The 17264-nt window shown below is 33.9% G+C and carries 16 protein-coding genes; 7 read left to right on the forward strand and 9 right to left on the reverse strand.

Annotated elements, in window-relative coordinates:
• Positions 1-18: 18 nt before the first annotated feature.
• Positions 19-948, forward strand: a complete 930-nt coding sequence (locus ACI5KZ_RS06295) for an isoaspartyl peptidase/L-asparaginase family protein (RefSeq protein ID WP_406847229.1) — start codon at positions 19-21, stop codon at positions 946-948.
• 255 nt (positions 949-1203) lie between these two features.
• On the opposite strand, the gene ACI5KZ_RS06300 is transcribed toward ACI5KZ_RS06295, so the two are convergent.
• Positions 1204-2073: a cyanophycinase gene (locus tag ACI5KZ_RS06300; protein ID WP_109310227.1), complete on the reverse strand. Its 870-nt coding sequence runs from the start codon at positions 2071-2073 to the stop codon at positions 1204-1206.
• A 242-nt stretch (positions 2074-2315) separates the two neighbouring features.
• Here ACI5KZ_RS06300 and ACI5KZ_RS06305 point away from each other — a divergent pair, with 242 nt between their 5' ends.
• The 6 genes from ACI5KZ_RS06305 to ACI5KZ_RS06330 all read left to right on the forward strand — a co-directional run bounded on the left by ACI5KZ_RS06305 (position 2316) and on the right by ACI5KZ_RS06330 (position 8629).
• A complete protein-coding gene (locus ACI5KZ_RS06305; RefSeq protein ID WP_406847230.1) occupies positions 2316-2744 on the forward strand; it encodes an META domain-containing protein in 429 nt (142 codons plus the stop codon).
• Positions 2744-3547 (forward strand): META domain-containing protein, encoded by an 804-nt coding sequence (locus ACI5KZ_RS06310; RefSeq protein ID WP_406847231.1) that lies wholly within the window; start codon positions 2744-2746, stop codon positions 3545-3547. The genes ACI5KZ_RS06305 and ACI5KZ_RS06310 overlap by 1 nt, the downstream gene beginning before the upstream one ends.
• Before the next feature lie 76 nt (positions 3548-3623).
• Positions 3624-4079, forward strand: coding sequence for a hypothetical protein (locus tag ACI5KZ_RS06315; protein ID WP_406847232.1), 456 nt, complete (start codon positions 3624-3626; stop codon positions 4077-4079).
• Between the two features lie 57 nt (positions 4080-4136).
• A complete protein-coding gene (locus tag ACI5KZ_RS06320) occupies positions 4137-4385 on the forward strand; it encodes a hypothetical protein (protein ID WP_109310224.1) in 249 nt (82 codons plus the stop codon).
• 190 nt (positions 4386-4575) lie between these two features.
• Complete coding sequence (gene cphA, locus ACI5KZ_RS06325) at positions 4576-7215, forward strand: cyanophycin synthetase (protein WP_109310223.1); 2640 nt, start codon at positions 4576-4578, stop codon at positions 7213-7215.
• A 7-nt stretch (positions 7216-7222) separates the two neighbouring features.
• Positions 7223-8629, forward strand: coding sequence for an aldehyde dehydrogenase family protein (locus tag ACI5KZ_RS06330; protein WP_109310222.1), 1407 nt, complete (start codon positions 7223-7225; stop codon positions 8627-8629).
• Positions 8630-8770: 141 nt separating this feature from the next.
• Here ACI5KZ_RS06330 and ACI5KZ_RS06335 read toward each other — a convergent pair whose 3' ends face one another.
• From ACI5KZ_RS06335 to ACI5KZ_RS06370, 8 genes are all read right to left on the reverse strand, one after another.
• Complete coding sequence (locus ACI5KZ_RS06335; RefSeq protein ID WP_406847233.1) at positions 8771-8998, reverse strand: hypothetical protein; 228 nt, start codon at positions 8996-8998, stop codon at positions 8771-8773.
• 117 nt (positions 8999-9115) lie between these two features.
• On the reverse strand, positions 9116-9451 hold the full coding sequence (locus tag ACI5KZ_RS06340) for a hypothetical protein (RefSeq protein WP_109310220.1): 336 nt from the start codon (positions 9449-9451) through the stop codon (positions 9116-9118).
• The gene (locus tag ACI5KZ_RS06345) at positions 9418-9930 is read right to left on the reverse strand and encodes a hypothetical protein (RefSeq protein ID WP_109310219.1); all 513 of its coding nucleotides are present in this window, start codon (positions 9928-9930) and stop codon (positions 9418-9420) included. Before ACI5KZ_RS06345 ends, ACI5KZ_RS06340 begins: the two co-directional genes overlap by 34 nt.
• Complete coding sequence (locus tag ACI5KZ_RS06350) at positions 9927-12092, reverse strand: tail fiber domain-containing protein (protein WP_406847234.1); 2166 nt, start codon at positions 12090-12092, stop codon at positions 9927-9929. The genes ACI5KZ_RS06345 and ACI5KZ_RS06350 overlap by 4 nt, the downstream gene beginning before the upstream one ends.
• A gap of 41 nt (positions 12093-12133) precedes the next feature.
• On the reverse strand, positions 12134-12562 hold the full coding sequence (locus ACI5KZ_RS06355; protein ID WP_109310217.1) for a lipocalin family protein: 429 nt from the start codon (positions 12560-12562) through the stop codon (positions 12134-12136).
• A 41-nt stretch (positions 12563-12603) separates the two neighbouring features.
• Positions 12604-12753 carry a hypothetical protein gene (locus tag ACI5KZ_RS06360; protein WP_165815855.1) on the reverse strand — a complete coding sequence of 50 codons (150 nt, stop codon included), beginning with the start codon at positions 12751-12753 and terminating at the stop codon, positions 12604-12606.
• 170 nt (positions 12754-12923) lie between these two features.
• Complete coding sequence (locus tag ACI5KZ_RS06365; protein ID WP_406847235.1) at positions 12924-16871, reverse strand: two-component regulator propeller domain-containing protein; 3948 nt, start codon at positions 16869-16871, stop codon at positions 12924-12926.
• A gap of 274 nt (positions 16872-17145) precedes the next feature.
• A partial coding sequence (locus tag ACI5KZ_RS06370; protein ID WP_406847238.1) for a T9SS type A sorting domain-containing protein occupies positions 17146-17264 on the reverse strand: 119 nt, incomplete at its 5' end.

Here is a 17264-nt window from a genome sequence, read left to right on the forward strand (position 1 = left end):
GGAGTTAAAAAATTACAGATGAATACATTTTCAATTGCCATTCATGGAGGAGCTGGAACTTTAGTAAAAGGGATGATGACTCCAGAATTAGAATCTAAATATAAACAAGCTTTAAAAGAGGCGCTTGATGCTGGTTATTATTTGCTAGAAAATGGAGGTTCTGCTGTTGATGCTGTAGAAAAAGCAGTAACCGTTTTAGAAGATTCTCCTTTGTTTAATGCTGGAAAAGGATCTGTTTTTACTGCTACAGAATCTCATGAAATGGATGCTTGTATTATGGAGGGAAAAACCTTAAATGCTGGGGCTGTGTCTTTAATTACGGGAATTAAAAACCCAATTAGTTTGGCTAGAGATGTTATGGAAAAGAGCGAGCATGTATTTTTAGCTGGCGATGGCGCTATGCAGTTTGCAAAAGAGTTAAGCTATAAACTTGAAGATGCCTCTTATTTTTATGATGCGTTTAGACACAACCAATGGTTAGAGATAAAAGATACTGATAGTTTTCAATTAGATCATGCTAAAAAGAAAGATTCAAAATTTGGAACTGTTGGAGCTGTAGCTTGCGACCAAGATGGTAATATTGCTGCAGCAACTTCTACAGGAGGCATGACCAATAAAAAATGGGGACGCGTAGGCGATTCTCCCATGGTTGGAGCAGGAAATTATGCTAATAATAAAACCTGTGCTATTTCTTGTACCGGAAGTGGGGAGTTTTTTATTCGTGGCGTTGTGGCTTACGATGTGGCTTGCTTGATGGAACATAAAAATATGAGTTTAGCTGATGCTTCAAACGAAGTGATAAACAAACGCATATTGGAAATTGGAGGAGATGGTGGTTTAGTTGCTGTTGATTCTCAAGGACATATAGCAATGCCATTTAATACTGAAGGCATGTATCGTGCAAGTAAATCGTCTATGGGAACCGAGGAGATATCTATTTATAAGTAACAAATCCCTTTGAATACAGGGGTCTCATGAATCTGAACTATATCTATTAAATCTATTTCGATTCTCGCGTTAGGGATTGAAGTTCGCCTATCTATCGATAGTCTTAGCCTTTTTAAGTCTGTTCGAGGGTTTTTTGACGCATGAGAAAAATATATCGAGAATAGCTAAAAAAGATATAGTGGAAAACCCGACCTTTAGGTAACGCCCAAAATAATAAACATAAAAATATATAAAATTCCTGACTTCGTGGGAATACTAAATAAAATCAGCCTCAATTGGTAAGGCGCTTACCCGTCTGTTCTTAATATCATAAAGATCGCCATTTGTTAATATATTGACAATCAAATTTACCATTGTCATTGGCGTTCCTTCTTCTAGTACTTTTTCATTGTTATGCGTGAGTTTATGACCATCAAAAACAATGACCATTCCAGAGCCTATTACTGTACAGTTATTCCCGTTTTTAATAATCATTCCAGTGTCTTCAGCAAGACCAAAACCAACAAGGTTTGGGAATTTAGAAACAGCTTGAGATACACGTCCAAAACGTCCTCTTTGAATAAAATGGGTGTCAATAATTAATTCAGGAATGAGTCCTAAACCGTTATACATAGTCACAGAGCCTTTTACAAAAGCATCTTTAGGGCTTCCTCCAGCAATCATTTCATTGGTCATGGCCATAGCACCTGCACTGGTACCAGCAATTACAAAGCCTTCTTCATTTTTATACCTGTCTAATAAGATTTGATGAATGGTTGTGCCACCAATTCTATTTTTAATTTTAGATTGATCACCTCCAGAAAACATGATACAATCGGCATCTTTTACAAGTTGAATAGATTCAGCTTTTTCAGAATCTTTGACACTTCTAATATTTAAAACAGTCACATTTTTGCATCCTAATGTTGTAAATGCCGTCATATAGTTTTCTCCAACCTCTATTGGAATACTCGATGCTGTTGGAATAACAACAATATTAGCGTCTACACCTCCAGCTTCTCTAACGACATGATATAAAATGCCTTCATCAATAAATTCTAAGGTGTGTTTTTCGTCACTCCCCATACCTTTATCTTCATTGCCACCAATAGGAATAAGTGTTCCTTTTATTTCAGATTGACTCATAATATGCTATTAATTTTCGGGAACAAAAATAAACTTATTTCCTTAAAAAAATATATTTATCCTGTTTAATCTCTGTATTTAAATACGGAATTGATTTTGAATATCGTTCTCTAAATAGTATCCTGTTTTTTTATTATATTTAAACTAATAACAGACTTCATTATCTGTTTTTACTGATTCTGTTGATTGTATTTTATCTATTAGTACAATTTTTAATTAACATAAACCATAAACCTATTAATATGAAAATTCAATCTATTTTATTCTTACTTTTTCTTTCTCTTATTTCTGCTTGTGGCTCTAAAAAAGAAAAGGCTAGCATTGACCAACTGTATGGCAACACTTGGCAATTGGAATACATGTCTGGCCCACGTATTGCATTCGATGGACTTTTTCCAGACAAAAAACCAGAACTAACATTTAACAAAGAAACTTCTGAAGTTAGTGGGAACAATAGTTGTAACGGTTATTCTGCTAAATACACTTTAGAAGGAAATTCCATTTCCTTTGGCGAACCAGGACCAACAACCATGATGTTTTGTGGTGAAGGCGAACCCCAATTTCTTGCCATGATGAAAAAAATAAACGCCTACGATTTTGATGCTGATGGAAAACTAAACCTCATGATTGAAGACGTGCCAATGATGCGTTTTAAAAAAACACAAAAATAATGAGAACTCTATATTGTTTTATTCTTGCAGGCTTTTTTATGTTTTCTGCATGCAACAATTCCAATAAGAAACAGGAAGCTGTACAGAACAACGAGTCAGAAATCACAGAACAATCTGATGCAATTAATTCTGAAATATTTGAAGATACCAACACAGCTTATTTTAGCGCAAGTGGTACAGAACCATTCTGGAATTTAGAGGTTAGCGAGAAACAGATTGTTTTTAAAACACCTATAGATTCTATTAAAATGTCACATGTAGAACCCATTTTGGCACAGGATTCCAATGTGAAACTTTACAAAATTGAAACAGAGTCCACTAAAATGACCATTCAAATTTCGCAAATGGATTGCACCAATGCCATGTCTGGAAAAGTATCCCCTTATTCTGTAACGATTGAATACAAAAAAGGTATTGAAACAGAATTTCAAAAGCTGGAAGGCTGTGGTCGTTATATGACCGATTATAGATTACACGATATTTGGGTGCTAGAAACTCTAAATGGTAAAACTATAACCAAGGAGGATTTCCCAAAAGAATTCCCATCTATGGAAATCCATGCAGCCGATAATAAATTTATGGGTTTTGCAGGTTGCAATAGAATGAACGGCAAAATTTTCTTTGAAAAAGACCTGCTTCGGTTTACCAAAATAGCCACAACAAAAATGCTATGTGAACCAAACAACAAAGAAGCTGAATTTTTAAAAGCGCTTCAAAGTAGTATCAGCTATTCCATTGAAAATAATAGATTAACCCTGTCTAGCCCTTCTGGGATATTGACCGTATTTAAAAAAGTAGATTAACAATTAAACACTATAAATAATGACACATTCAAATTCAAAAAATTCGTATTTTATTTCAGCAAGCAAAAAAATAGTTTTGCTAACTTTCGTAGCTGTGGCTTTTTTCAACTGTAAAAACAAGGAAGAAAAACCAGATGAAGTTATTGAAGAGGAAGTTGTGGAAGAAGTAGTTGTTACAGCTCCAACACTTGAGAAAGGCTGTTACACATACAATGAAAATGGCAGTATGGTTAATATTGAAATTACAAGTTCAGATAACCCAGTAGAAGGGAATCTAACCTATGAATTCGCCGAAAAGGATAAGAATACAGGAACTTTTAAAGGAGAGTTCAACGATGGGAAACTTATTGGAACGTATACATTTCAATCGGAAGGTGTTGAAAGTGCCAGGCAAGTTGCTTTTATGCTCAAGGACAATCAGTTAGTTGAAGGCTATGGAGAAATGAATGAAGACGGAACAACATTCAAGGATGTCAATTCGGTTAACTATTCGTCCACTATGCCATTGACTAAAACAGATTGTGAGCAGTGAAGAGCACTGTGTTTTTTTGAAAACGGGAAATCTTTTTCCCAAATCAAACAAACATGTTTGGATTTAACTGATTTAAACATAAAACTGAATCCGTTAAAAGATGGGGCTACAACTGAAGGTGATATAACCTACCTTCTTTTCAGCCAAGATAAAAGTAAAGCAGAGATTTTTCTTCCAAAGAAAGACAAGGGGTTGGTATTGGCCAAAACCAATGAAGGGAATTGGGCAAACAAGGGCTTTATACTTATAAGCTGGAAAGGTTATGTGCTTCAAAAAGATGGAATAGCTGTGTTTGGTGGGCAATAATTTTTTATTTAAAAGACACTTTTTATTAATGTGTTTAAGACAAATGCAATGCTTGAAACGAGATTACTATTGATTCAAGTGTTGGATTATTTTTTATCTTCTTTAAAACAATATAAGATGACTTTTTTTTTTCAATCATTTCTGTATATTTACAATAATTCATTTTTAATTAGCAAAATCCTAAAATTTTATGAAAATAAGAGAAATTAATGCCATGAGAGGGCCAAATTATTGGTCAATAAGACGTCATAAATTAATAGTTATGGTTCTCGACTTGGAAGAGATGGAAGCATTGCCATCTAATAAAATTGACGGATTTTACGATAGATTAAAAAACATGTTTCCAACTATGTTCGAACATCGATGTTCGGTTGGAGAGCCTGGAGGATTTTTTCAACGTGTGGAAGAAGGTACCTGGATGGGGCATATAATAGAACATATTGCTTTAGAAATACAGACCCTTGCAGGAATGGATGTTGGTTTTGGAAGAACCCGTGGTTATGGAGAAGAAGGCGTTTACAATGTGGTGTTTGCATATATGGAAGAATCTGTTGGGCGTTATGCAGCTAAAGTTTCTGTGGATATTTGTGAGGCTTTAATTGCTGGTGAAGATTATGATATGACCGATGATATCCAAAAAATGCGTGAACTTCGTGAAGATTCCCGTTTAGGACCAAGTACTGGTTCTATAGTGGAAGAAGCAGAAGCAAGAGGCATACCTTGGATTCGTTTAAATAAATATTCGCTTTGTCAATTAGGTTATGGCGCCAATCAGAAACGTATTCAAGCAACGGTAACTAGTGAAACTAGTAGTATTGGTGTGGAAATAGCTTGCGATAAAGAAGATACTAAATACCTTTTGGAACAAGCTGAAGTTGAAGTTCCAAAAGGAGATATTATTCGTCGTGAACGCAGCTTAGAAGAAGCTTGTAGATATGTTGGTTTTCCGTTGGTTATTAAACCTGTAGATGGAAATCATGGTCGAGGTATAACGGTCGATATTCAAAATTATGAGGAGGCTTTAGAAGCTTTTAATCATGCCAAAGAAAGTTCACGTAGTGGCGCCATCATTGTTGAAAAATTTATTAAAGGTGATGATTATCGTTTATTAGTCATTAATAATAGATTGGTTGCAGCTGCAAAACGTACGCCAGCACATGTTATTGGTGATGGAAAATCGACAGTACAAGAATTAGTAGATGAAGTCAATAAAGATCCAAGACGTGGTTATGGACATGAAAATGTGTTGACCCAAATAACAATAAATGAATTAACCCTTTCTATTATTAAAGAAGCAGGTTACACTTTAGAATCTGTTATCCCTAAAGACGAAATGCTACTTTTAAAGGATACGGCCAACTTAAGTACTGGGGGTACAGCTGAAGATGTAACAGATATTGTGCATCCAGCAAATATCTCTATGGCAGAACGTATTTCTAAAATTATTGATTTAGATATTTGTGGTATTGATATTGCAACAACAGATATTTCGAAACCTTTATCCGAAACAGGAGGCGCCGTTTTAGAGGTAAATGCTGGACCTGGATTTAGAATGCACTTAGCACCAACCAAAGGGTTGCCAAGAAATGTAGCAGGACACGTAATCGATAAGTTATTCCCAAAAGGAAATACGGGTCGTATTCCAATAGTTGCTATTTCTGGAACAAATGGAAAAACCACCACCACCAGACTGATTGCTCACATGGCGAAAATGAATGGCTATCGTGTTGGTTATACCACGAGTGATGGCGTGTATATTCAAAACAGATTATTAATGACTGGCGATTGTACAGGACCAACAAGTGCCGAATTTGTACTTAAAGACCCAACGGTAAATTTTGCTGTTCTTGAGAGTGCCAGAGGGGGACTTCTAAGAGCCGGACTTGGATATAAAAAATGCGATATTGGTATTGTAACCAATGTGGCAGCAGACCATTTGGGTTTAAAAGGCATTCATACGGTGGAACAATTAGCCAAAGTAAAAGGTGTGATCCCAGAAACAGTTTTGCCTGATGGGTATGCTATTTTAAATGCAGACGACGACTTGGTTTACGATATGCGTCGAACGGTAAATTGCAATGTTGCTTTATTTTCAATGGATGAAAACAACCCTAGAATTAAAGCTTTACAACGAATTGGAGGCATTACAGCCGTTTACGAAAACGGTTATGTAACTATTTGTCGTGGCGAATGGAAAATGCGTATCATGAAAGCTGAAGATATTCCGTTAACTTATGGAGGAAAAGCAAAATTCATGATTCAAAATGTGTTACCAGCAATATTAACAGCAAATATTCAAGGTTTTAGTATTGAAGATATGAAAGCTGCTTTAGAAACTTTTATTCCTTCAGCAGCGCAAACTCCAGGACGTTTAAACTTATTCGAATTTAAAGATTTTACAATTCTATTAGATTATGCACACAATCCTGCAGGAATGCTAGCACTTAAAAACTTTACAGATGAATTAGAAGCAACTGTTAAAGTAGGAATTATTGCAGGAGTAGGAGATAGACGAGATGAAGATACGAATCAAGTAGGAAGTATTGCAGCAGATATGTTTGATGAGATTATTATTAGACAAGACAAGCGTTTACGTGGAAGAACCGAAGAAGAGCTTATTAAGCTTTTGAATGATGGGATTCAATCTAAAGATCCAAATAAAAAAACCACCATTATACCTTCAGAGAAAGAAGCGATAACCTACGCCGTGAATAATGCTGTAAAAGGATCGCTTATTATTTTATGTAGCGATGTGATTCCAGATGCGTTAGCACTCGTTCAAAAATTCAAAGAACAAGAAACTAGAGGGGAATTAATGCGTGCAGATTAGTAATACAATGATTGAAAATAATAAGTATTCTGAGTTATTTAATAAACAAAAAGCGAATCAGTTTCATATTGGGAATACCTCATCTAAACAGCGAATTGATAAATTAAATAAACTAAAAAAAGCACTTGAAGTTACCTATAAGCAGGATATTCGGGAAGCTCTTTTTAAAGATTTTAAGAAACCACAGTTAGAAACAGACCTAACCGAAATTTACCCAGTAATTGATGAGATAAATTTTGTAAAACAAAATTTAAAATCTTGGTTAAAAAGAGAGCAAGTTGGAACGCCTTTGGCCATGTTAGGAAGCACGTCCTACATTGTAAACGAGCCGAAAGGAGTTTGCTTAATTATTTCCCCATGGAATTATCCCATCAACCTCACCTTTGGGCCATTGGTTTCTGCCATAGCTGCTGGAAATACAGTTATTTTAAAACCTTCTGAAATGACGCCAAATACATCAAAAGTTATGGCAAGAATGGTGGCAAATCTTTTTGATGAAAACGACATTGCTTTGGTTGAAGGGGAGGTAGAAACATCCCAAGAGTTATTAAAATTACCATTTAATCACATCTTTTTTACAGGATCTCCAGCCGTTGGAAAAATTGTAATGAAAGCAGCTTCCGAACATCTAACGTCAGTTACTTTAGAATTAGGAGGGAAGTCGCCCACCATTATTGATGATTCTGCGCATCTTGAAAAAGCGGTTCAGAAAATAATTTTTGGAAAATTCACCAATGCAGGACAAACTTGTATTGCTCCAGATTACGTTTTAATTAATGAAACCATTAAAGATGAATTTATAACTCGTTTTAAAAACCAAATCATAAAGGACTATTCCGAAAATGCTTCCGATTCTGAATCCTATTGTAGGATTGTAAATAAGAAACATTTTAAAAGGTTGGTAGATGCTTTAGAAGATGCTAAATCCAAAGGAGCCGTTGTGGATTCTGGTGGGAATTTTAATGAATCAGACACGTATATGGAACCTACTTTAGTGAGCAATCTCACCGAAGATTGCACCTTAATGAAAGAGGAGATATTTGGGCCTATTCTACCTATCAAAACGTATAAAACACTAAATGAAGCTGTAGATTATATCAATTCTAACGAAAAACCTTTAGCCCTTTACATTTATAGTAAAAACAAGAAACAGACAAATTTTGTTATTAACAATACTAGAGCAGGAGGCACCTGTGTCAATCATAACTTATTACAATACTTGAATCACAACCTTCCTTTTGGAGGTTCTAATAATAGCGGTATTGGTAAATCTCATGGCCATTTTGGGTTTTTAGAATTCACCAACCAGCGCTCTCTATTAAAACAACATACCATTGGAGCTGTGGATTTATTAAAGCCACCCTATAACAATTGGAAGCAAAAAATGGTAGATCTAACTATTAAGTGGTTTTAAAAAAGGAGAAGCAGCAGCTCTAAAGCCTTTTCTCCTTCTCCTAATTAATAGCATTTTCAATATTATTATTTGATAAGCAAATTTATAAGCATGGTTGTTTTTGAAAGCTCAATACACCTTAGTTTTAGAAATACTACTATATTAACTAATAGAAGGAGCTGGTGTACTTGTTCCCCAATATGGAAGGATTCTAAAACTAACCACATTATTTACATTTAGAGTAATATATCTGTTATAATCAAAATTATGAGAATATCCTGAAAGATAAAAAGCACCACCTTGTAAGGAACTGCTTTCCCTTATTAGCCCATTGACATAAATTCTAAAGGTTATTACCATTTCTTTACTTACAGAACGTCCGAACCACATTTGTAAATTGGTAGAGATATTATAAACTCCAGTAAATGGAACAGTATATTCGCCTGTGGAATTGTTATAAGCTCCTCCTCCATAATTAAACCAAGTAGAACCAAATATTAAATTATATTATATACCACATGAATATTCTACAATATGTGTATTTGTATAAAATTTAGCTGCAGATGCATTAGCAGAAGCATTTGCATCAACATATTCTTTAGTTACCAAAGCCTTATCTCCAGCATCATTAATAAGGGTATTAGTAAGAGCTGGTGCAATAATACTTCCATTTTGCTCTATCATTAATGCAGGCGCATTATTAACCCCTAGAATTAAGGAATTGCTATTGGTATACATTCTAGTAATCCCAACTCCGCCACCACCTGTAGCAATTCCAATTCGGAAGTTATTGGTAGGATTTCCAATTCTTAAATCCCCTGGGTTCCCTGCATCAAATTCCAATTACCTCCTAAAATATCTAATTTAGCTAGAGGGTCATCTATCCCTATTCCCGTATTATTGTTTAAAGTGTAGATCTTTTCTCCGTTTTTAGACCAATAATTATCACCAGACGATAATGCATATGGTACTGCCATAAATTGTGTGGTGCCCATATCAATCAACCCAGAACCTGTATTGATTTGTACATTTAAATAATGATCATCGCTGCCCCAATTTATAGCTGAAAAATCATCAGATGTCGTGCCTTCACCTATGTTTACAATCATCATTCCATTGGCATTGGTAGTTGGCGACTGAGTTTCTTGATAGACGTTGGTTTGAGCTAAGCCTTTTAGAATTGCAAATTGGACGACTATTAAATCGTTAGCAACCACATTGCCATTAGTATCTTTTATTATGGCTTTATAGTTTATACTATTTTGGGCGAAATTTATTGCTGAAATGAGTAATGCGAGAATTAATGTTACTGTTGGTTTCATTGGTTTGAAGTTTTAATTTGTGTTTCCAGTTGTTTTAAACGTTTATCAAATTGGGATAAGGCTATATCCTTTTCTGTTAATTCTGCGGACAAACCATTGATTTTTGAGTTTTGTTGGTCTATAATTTTTTGCTGCTCCTTAATCGCTTCCAGCAACACAGGAATAAGTTGTACATAGCTTACGCCCAAATGGTCTTTATCATCTATAATGCTTACCATTTCTGGGAATACTTTTTGCACATCTTGGGCGATAACGCCATATTCGCGTTTTTTTGTGACATCGTCTTTCATGTTATAGGTATAGCCTTTTATATTTTGCAGTTGCCCTAAAACATTAGTAATTGGGTTAAGGTTTTCTTTTAGGCGTCTGTCGGACACATCCGTTAAAGTACCTGTATATTCTATATTACCATTGACATCTAATTGTGCATTTGGATTGGTAATACCAATACCAACATTATCGGCAAAAAAATTAGCTGAACCACCAAAACCATAACTAAAATAGGTGCCATTATACCATAAAGCTTCGTCACCTTGAACCCTTAAAGCAACACCTTCGCCTGTGGTATTTTCGTTTAAATTAAGGGTTCCCTTTACTGCAACATTTGCATTAAAACGTAAGAAATCTGTATCAAACCTACCATAGATAAGTGCATTGTTGGCATTGGCAGATGAGTTATCAATATATAATGTATTAGACCCGATTTCATAATACCCCGCGTCATTACCTATGGTTACATTACCACTTCCTTTTATATTATAACCTGATCTATTTCCGACTGCAGTATTATTATTTCCTGTGATGTTTAAACTAAGCGCATAACTCCCGTTGGCAGTATTAAAGCCACCTGTGGTGTTGGAGAAAAGTGCTCGATATCCGTTGCCAATATTAAAATTACCTGCGGTATTGGAAGAAAGTACATTAACTCCGTTGGCAGTATTAAAGTCACCTGTGGTGTTGGAAGTAAGCGCATAACTTCCGTTGGCAGTATTTAAGCCACCTGTAGTGTTGGAAGAAAGCGCACCAAGTCCGTTGGCGGTATTGGAATTTCCTGTAGTGTTGGAAGAAAGCGCATCATGTCCGTTGGCAGTATTCTGGCTGCCTGTGGTGTTGGAAGCAAGCGCCTGATAACCAATGCCTACATTTCCATTATTACCATCATCATTTAATCCTGCATCCAGACCAAGAAATACGGACGAACCATTTGCATCGGATTTGCCATCTGTTAAGTCGTTAATGCTTGTTAGTTCATTCGCGTCAAAGTACTCTTTAGTAATTAATGCTTTGTTTCCTGCTAAAGTAATAAGCGCATTTGTTAGTGATGGTGCTGTAATAGTGCCATTTTTTAAAACGGTCAATGCGTTTGAAGATGTTAAAAAATCCCCATTTCCTATTTCAAATAATGGGTCTGTTGGTAGCCAGACATCAGCTATTCCTCCACCAATATTAAACTTTCCTATGGCTGTTGAGGCATACGAAGAAGCCTTTGTATCACTTCCCATGGCGGTGGAAGCTATTCCTGATGCTTCCGTAAAATATCCCATGGCGGTGGAATAAATTTCTGTTGCTTTTGAACGAGATCCCATGGCGGTGGAAGCATATTCTGATGCTTCCGTAGAATATCCCATGGCGGTGGAATAACTTTCTGTTGCACCATGGGTTAATGAGGGCGATCCACTGAAACTCAAATCTATGGCTCCATTACCAATATTGCCATAAAGATTAGGAGTACGTCCTTTTAATCGCCAACCTCTCCCGTTCCCTTCATCTATAGCTTCCAAACCTGTAACATTGAGCGCATAAGGAACCGCTTTAAATTCTGTGGTTCCCATGTTCTCAAATCCAGAACCTGTATCTACTTCGACTTTCAAGAAATGGTCCTCGCTTCCCCAATTTATGGTTGCATAATTTCCGTTAACTAAAGTACCCTCTCCAATATTTACTATTACAATACCATTGTTGTCGGTTGTTGGATTGTGCGTTTCTGTGTATTGGTTGTTTTGTTCTGCACCTTTCAATATTGAAAATTGTATGGTTACAGTTTGATTGGCAACTACATTGCCCGAATTATCCTTAATAACTGCTTTATAATTGATGCCTTGTTGGGCGAAACTGATTACTGAAAAAAGTAAAGCGAGTAAAATTAAAAATTTTGTTTTCATGATTTTGTTTTTGGAATTTGTTAATTCAATTAGTAAAACGATTATCCTTCAGTTTTATCAAAAACTAAATTTTCACCAGTATCAGAATTTGAAACTTTAAGTTCGTTTGTAGAAATGGAATTTATTACTGCAGATTGGCTGTCTGGTCCAAATACTAGTGTGAGGTTTACATTACTTGTTAAGGTGTATGCAGCTGTAACTGCTCCTAAAGATTCGCAAGAACCAGAGCCATCATCGAAGGAGTTTAATATAAGATCACCATTGGTCTTAAACTGGATGTAACCTTTTTTTTCACATGATGTATACATGCCAGGTGTTTTAGATTCGAAATACCATTTACCTGAGGTTAATAATTCTATGGTAGTTGGTTGTGGTGGTTGAGAATCTGAATTGTCATCATCACTTGAACAGGAAGTGATAATAAAAAGACATAAAATTATAACTGAGAATACTTGTTTTGGAATTTTCATGATTTTTGGATTTGTATTAATACATTTGAATTAGTTTGTTTTTATTCTTTAGTAAAATGAATACTTTTTATGATCTTTTTTTTGTGAACAATATTTAATTTATAGGTTCCTTTTTTCAATAGATTCACATTTAGAAAAATATTTTTTTCTAAAACACCTTCAAGATTAGCTTCATACTTTGTATGTTTCATACAAATTATTTATTAGTAAAAAACTCTATGATTGTGAAAGTAAAAACTATTGTTAAGTTGAAGTAAAACACATGTAACAAACACTATAACAGATGTAACATCTGATATTTATAGGTTGAATTTGTGGTTTTTAAGATGTTATGGAAGAAGTTAATATTAGTGTTTTAAGGTTATTTTGATGTGTATTCTGAGGGAGAACAACCATAGGCTTCTTTAAAGCATTTGGTGAAGTATGACGGATCGTTAAATCCTACAGAATAACCTATTTCAGATATATTAGCTTCGCTGTTTTGAAGTAAAGTGACAGCTAGTTTTAAACGTTGAGAACGAATAAATTCTGTAGCAGATAAGCCTGTAAGTGCTTTTAATTTTCGGTGAAGCTGCATACGACTCATTTGCAAAGCATTACTAAAATCTTCTACACTAAATGATGATTCGGTCAGGCTTTCATCTAAAACCATTTTTAGTTTCTTAATGAATTTTCCATCAAAATCTGAAACAACCATGTCTTTAGGTTTTAATACTAACTCTTGACTGTAACGTTGTTGGAGTTTTTCTCTTAAATTCATTAGGTTTCTAACCTTAATTTCTAAAAGCTTTAACTTAAAGGGCTTGGTTATATAATCGTCAGCTCCTGTTTCTAAACCAATTGTTTTAGCTGTTTCTTCGGCTTTAGCTGTTAATAATATAATAGGAATGTGACTGGTTCTATCATCTTGTTTTAATTGCGATGTTAATTGAAATCCATCGACCAAAGGCATCATAACATCTGAAATTATAATATCTGGTATAATTTCTATTGCTAGCTCTAAACCTGTTTTCCCATTTTCAGCTTCAAATACTTGAAAATTATCAATAAATGCCGATTTTACAAAGGTTCTAATATCTTGATTGTCTTCAATAATTAACAAAATTGGTAATTCTAATTGATTCCAACTTGCAGTTTTTTGAGTCTTTTTATCATTGAAAGATTCTAATTTTATTTGTGTACTTAAAGCTGTTTCAACTATGTCTTCTTCTTGGAAATGAGTTTTTAACAATGGTAAGGTTACAGTAAAAACGATATTGTTGTTTTGAGTGTTGCTAACTGAAATAGTACCTTTATAAAGTGACACAAGTTCTTTTACCAAGGATAAACCAAGTCCGACACCTTCTGACTGTTCATTAATTTGATAAAACCGATCAAAGATATTTTCTAACTGTACTTCTGTTAGTTGAATGCCATTATTTTCAACAAGGATTTGCAAGTGGTTGTTTACTGCTGATGCTTTAAATAGAATGCAACCTTGTTTTGGTGTATATTTAAAAGCGTTGGAGAGTAAATTGGTAACTATTTTTTCTATAACATCTCTGTCAAACCAAGCATCTTTAAAAGTTTCGATTGTCAAGATGTAGTCTATTTTTTGTTGTGCTGCTTGATATTCGAATGAAGCTCCCAAAGATTTTAAAAATAACCCCAAATTGTCTTGAGCTACTTTTAACTTTAAATATTTGGTTTTAACTTTTGATAGATCCAATAACTGATTGATTAAATTAAGTAATCTATGGGCATTCCGTTGAATCATTCCAAATTCTAATCTATCGGTATCGGAAAGGTCAACAGACTCTAAGCGTTTTTCAATAGGACCAGAAATTAAGGTTAAAGGCGTACGGAATTCGTGAGCAATATTGGTGTAAACTTTCGTTTTAAAATCGCTTAATTCTTTTAATCTTTCGGTTTCTGCATGCTCATTTTGAAGTGTTAATTTCATATTCCAACGCCATTTAAAATATCTATAAATCATGTATATGCTTAAACAGAATAATAGTAAATAGATGCTTTTAGCCCAAGTGTTAAAATACCAAGGTTGTGCAATTGTAAACTTATAACTTACTGGAGTATCACTCCAGATACCATCATAATTTGCAGATTTTACTTGAAATGTGTAGTTTCCAGGAGATAAATTAGCAAAACTAATTGTGTTTCTGGTTCCTGTATCAATCCATGTATCATCATGATTTTTAAGTCTATACTTATACATGTTATGTTCTGGATATGAAAATTGAAGTGCCGAAAACGTAAAAGACAAGTTGTTTTCGGAATATTTAAAGGTACGATTTTGAATAAAAGGTACTTCTTTGTTAAATACTTCTACTTTAGAGATTACTGTAGGGGGTTTGTAAGTGTTTTGACGTATTTGTGAAGGATTAAACCAATTCACACCATTCATACCTCCAAAATATAAAAACCCATTGGCATCTTTATAACATGCACCTTCATTAAATATTAAACTTTGTAAGTTGTTTTGTATGTTATAATTTACAAAATCAGTTATTTTAAAATCTATGGATAGGTCTATTTTAGCCAAACCTCGCTCGCTACTAATCCACATGGTATTTTCAACACCAGGTAAGATGCCTGAAACTGAGTTGCTAGCTAAACCATCTTTCATCGAATAGCTGTACAGTGTATCTGTATTTATGTCTAAAATGCTTAAACCTCCTTGATAACTTCCAATCCAAAGTCTATTCTTTTCTTTGTCGTAGTATAACGATCTAATAGGATTTTTTAAAATATCATTTTTAAAACTTTTAGTTTCTCCTGAATCTGGATTATATTTAAAAATACCATTAGCTTCAGTTCCTATCCACAAATCTCCTTGATTCCCTTCAATAAGAATTCTGCCATTATTAATAAATAGGCTATCTGAATCTTTAAAAACATTTTTATATTGATTTATGATTCCTAAGTTTCTATCAAATTGAATTAGCCCATTTTCTCTGGTACCTAACCAAACCCTATTTTTATAATCTTTAATTATTGACCAAATAGTAGTAGCATTTAAAGGTGTTTTGCTTGTAGTGTTAAATGTGTTAATGGTATTATCTTTATTTAATATATTCAAACCTCCTTTATTTAAGGCAATCCAAATAGCATTATCGATATAACAAAAATCGGTTACTACATTTGATGATAAGTTAGAGTTTTCTTTATTAATATGTGTCCAGCTTTCAGTATCGAAATTATAAATGTTTATGCCATTTGCTGCTCCAAAGTACAGAGAGTTGTTGTGTTTTTCAATGGCGTAAATTTCACTTAAAAAATCACTGTCACTAGTAGGGTTGCCAGCAAGCTTATTAAACTTTATAAGTTTTTCATCATAATAGCTCAAGCTTCCATCTCCAATACCAAACCAAATGACATGAGATTTATCTTGATAAATCTCATATACACTAGTTAAAATGGTAGTAGAGGTATTAATCTGTTTGTTATTAAAATGTTTTACTGTTTCATTATCAATTAAAAACACGCCATTATAAAACGTAGACATCCATAATCTATCTAAATGATCTACAAATAGTTTTTGTATAGTAACTGTTGGCGTATTTATATTTTTTTTAGGTAATTTATAGGGTTTAAATTCATGTTGTCCTTTAGGCTTATAAAACAAACCATCGTCATAAGAGCCAGCCCAAATAGTTCCTTTTTTTGATATGGACAAACAATTAAAACTGCCCTTATATAGATTCTTATCTGTTATGGGCAAGACTCGATAGTTTAAGGATTTCTTATCCATTTCGATAATACGAGTTCCACTAGTAAAAAGTATGGAATGTCTGTCTTCTGCCTCAATAATGTCATAAATGTCATCTTGAAAATTTTTGTCAATATGAATTGTATCTTTTTTATTTGAACTTATTTTATAAAGACCATCCCCATAAGTCCCTATCCAAGTATCGTTTTCTGAATCTTGATATATTGAACTAGCGTGTTTTATATTTCTAATAGGAATAAAAATTTCTGAAATACGATTGAATTTTTCTAAAATGCCATCTTTTGAAATAATCCAAAGATTATTTTCATGATCGATATACACTTTGCCCAAAGTTTTCATATTGGGTTTTGTAATCGCGTCAAACTGTTTGTAGAATCTTTTAAAACTACTACCATCATAACGCAATAATTCATCTCTTGAAGCAATCCAAAGATAGCCTGTACTATCTTGAGCCACACTAACGACATTGTTTGGTGAAAAATCTTCGTTTACTGTAATTTGTTTGAAATAAAAGTTGTCGTTTTGAGCTGTAATAGAGCTTATTCCGTAAAAAAATATAACAGCAATATAAAATCGTTTCATTTAAATGATACTAGCGATTAGTATCTAAAATTAATCAAATAAAATGACATCAACTTATGAAGGACTATAAAGATAAACTTTCAATGATGTAATTATTTGTTAAGTTTTTGAATGCTTTACACACACACACACACACTTACAAAGCATTTTGAGAATTTGAAGATTTTTACATTTGGTTACAACTTGTATATTTTAATAAAAAGCATAAAAAAAAAGCTCAAACTTTACATTGAGCTTTTTTGGCAATTAAAAGACTAAATAATAATTGTTGTAATTATTCAACAATAATTTTTTTAGTAATTTGTCCGTTGTCTGTAAATATTTTTACAAGATAGATTCCAGCTTGTAAGTGGTTGACATTAATTTTAGGACTGTCTGCAACTTGTTTTACCT

This window comes from Xanthomarina sp. GH4-25 (assembly GCF_045363175.1).
Classification (GTDB): Bacteria; Bacteroidota; Bacteroidia; order Flavobacteriales; family Flavobacteriaceae; genus Xanthomarina.

Bases quoted from the DNA above. Each gene is read 5' to 3' on its own strand.
- ACI5KZ_RS06295 (WP_406847229.1), top strand. From the start codon at position 19: ATGAATACATTTTCAATTGCCATTCATGGAGGAGCTGGAACTTTAGTA.
- ACI5KZ_RS06300 (WP_109310227.1), bottom strand. From the start codon at position 2,073: ATGAGTCAATCTGAAATAAAAGGAACACTTATTCCTATTGGTGGCAAT.
- ACI5KZ_RS06305 (WP_406847230.1), top strand. From the start codon at position 2,316: ATGAAAATTCAATCTATTTTATTCTTACTTTTTCTTTCTCTTATTTCT.
- ACI5KZ_RS06310 (WP_406847231.1), top strand. From the start codon at position 2,744: ATGAGAACTCTATATTGTTTTATTCTTGCAGGCTTTTTTATGTTTTCT.
- cphA (WP_109310223.1), top strand. From the start codon at position 4,576: ATGAAAATAAGAGAAATTAATGCCATGAGAGGGCCAAATTATTGGTCA.
- ACI5KZ_RS06330 (WP_109310222.1), top strand. From the start codon at position 7,223: ATGATTGAAAATAATAAGTATTCTGAGTTATTTAATAAACAAAAAGCG.
- ACI5KZ_RS06335 (WP_406847233.1), bottom strand. From the start codon at position 8,998: ATGTGGTTCGGACGTTCTGTAAGTAAAGAAATGGTAATAACCTTTAGA.
- ACI5KZ_RS06345 (WP_109310219.1), bottom strand. From the start codon at position 9,930: ATGAAACCAACAGTAACATTAATTCTCGCATTACTCATTTCAGCAATA.
- ACI5KZ_RS06350 (WP_406847234.1), bottom strand. From the start codon at position 12,092: ATGAAAACAAAATTTTTAATTTTACTCGCTTTACTTTTTTCAGTAATC.
- ACI5KZ_RS06355 (WP_109310217.1), bottom strand. From the start codon at position 12,562: ATGAAAATTCCAAAACAAGTATTCTCAGTTATAATTTTATGTCTTTTT.
- ACI5KZ_RS06360 (WP_165815855.1), bottom strand. From the start codon at position 12,753: ATGAAACATACAAAGTATGAAGCTAATCTTGAAGGTGTTTTAGAAAAA.
- ACI5KZ_RS06365 (WP_406847235.1), bottom strand. From the start codon at position 16,871: ATGAAACGATTTTATATTGCTGTTATATTTTTTTACGGAATAAGCTCT.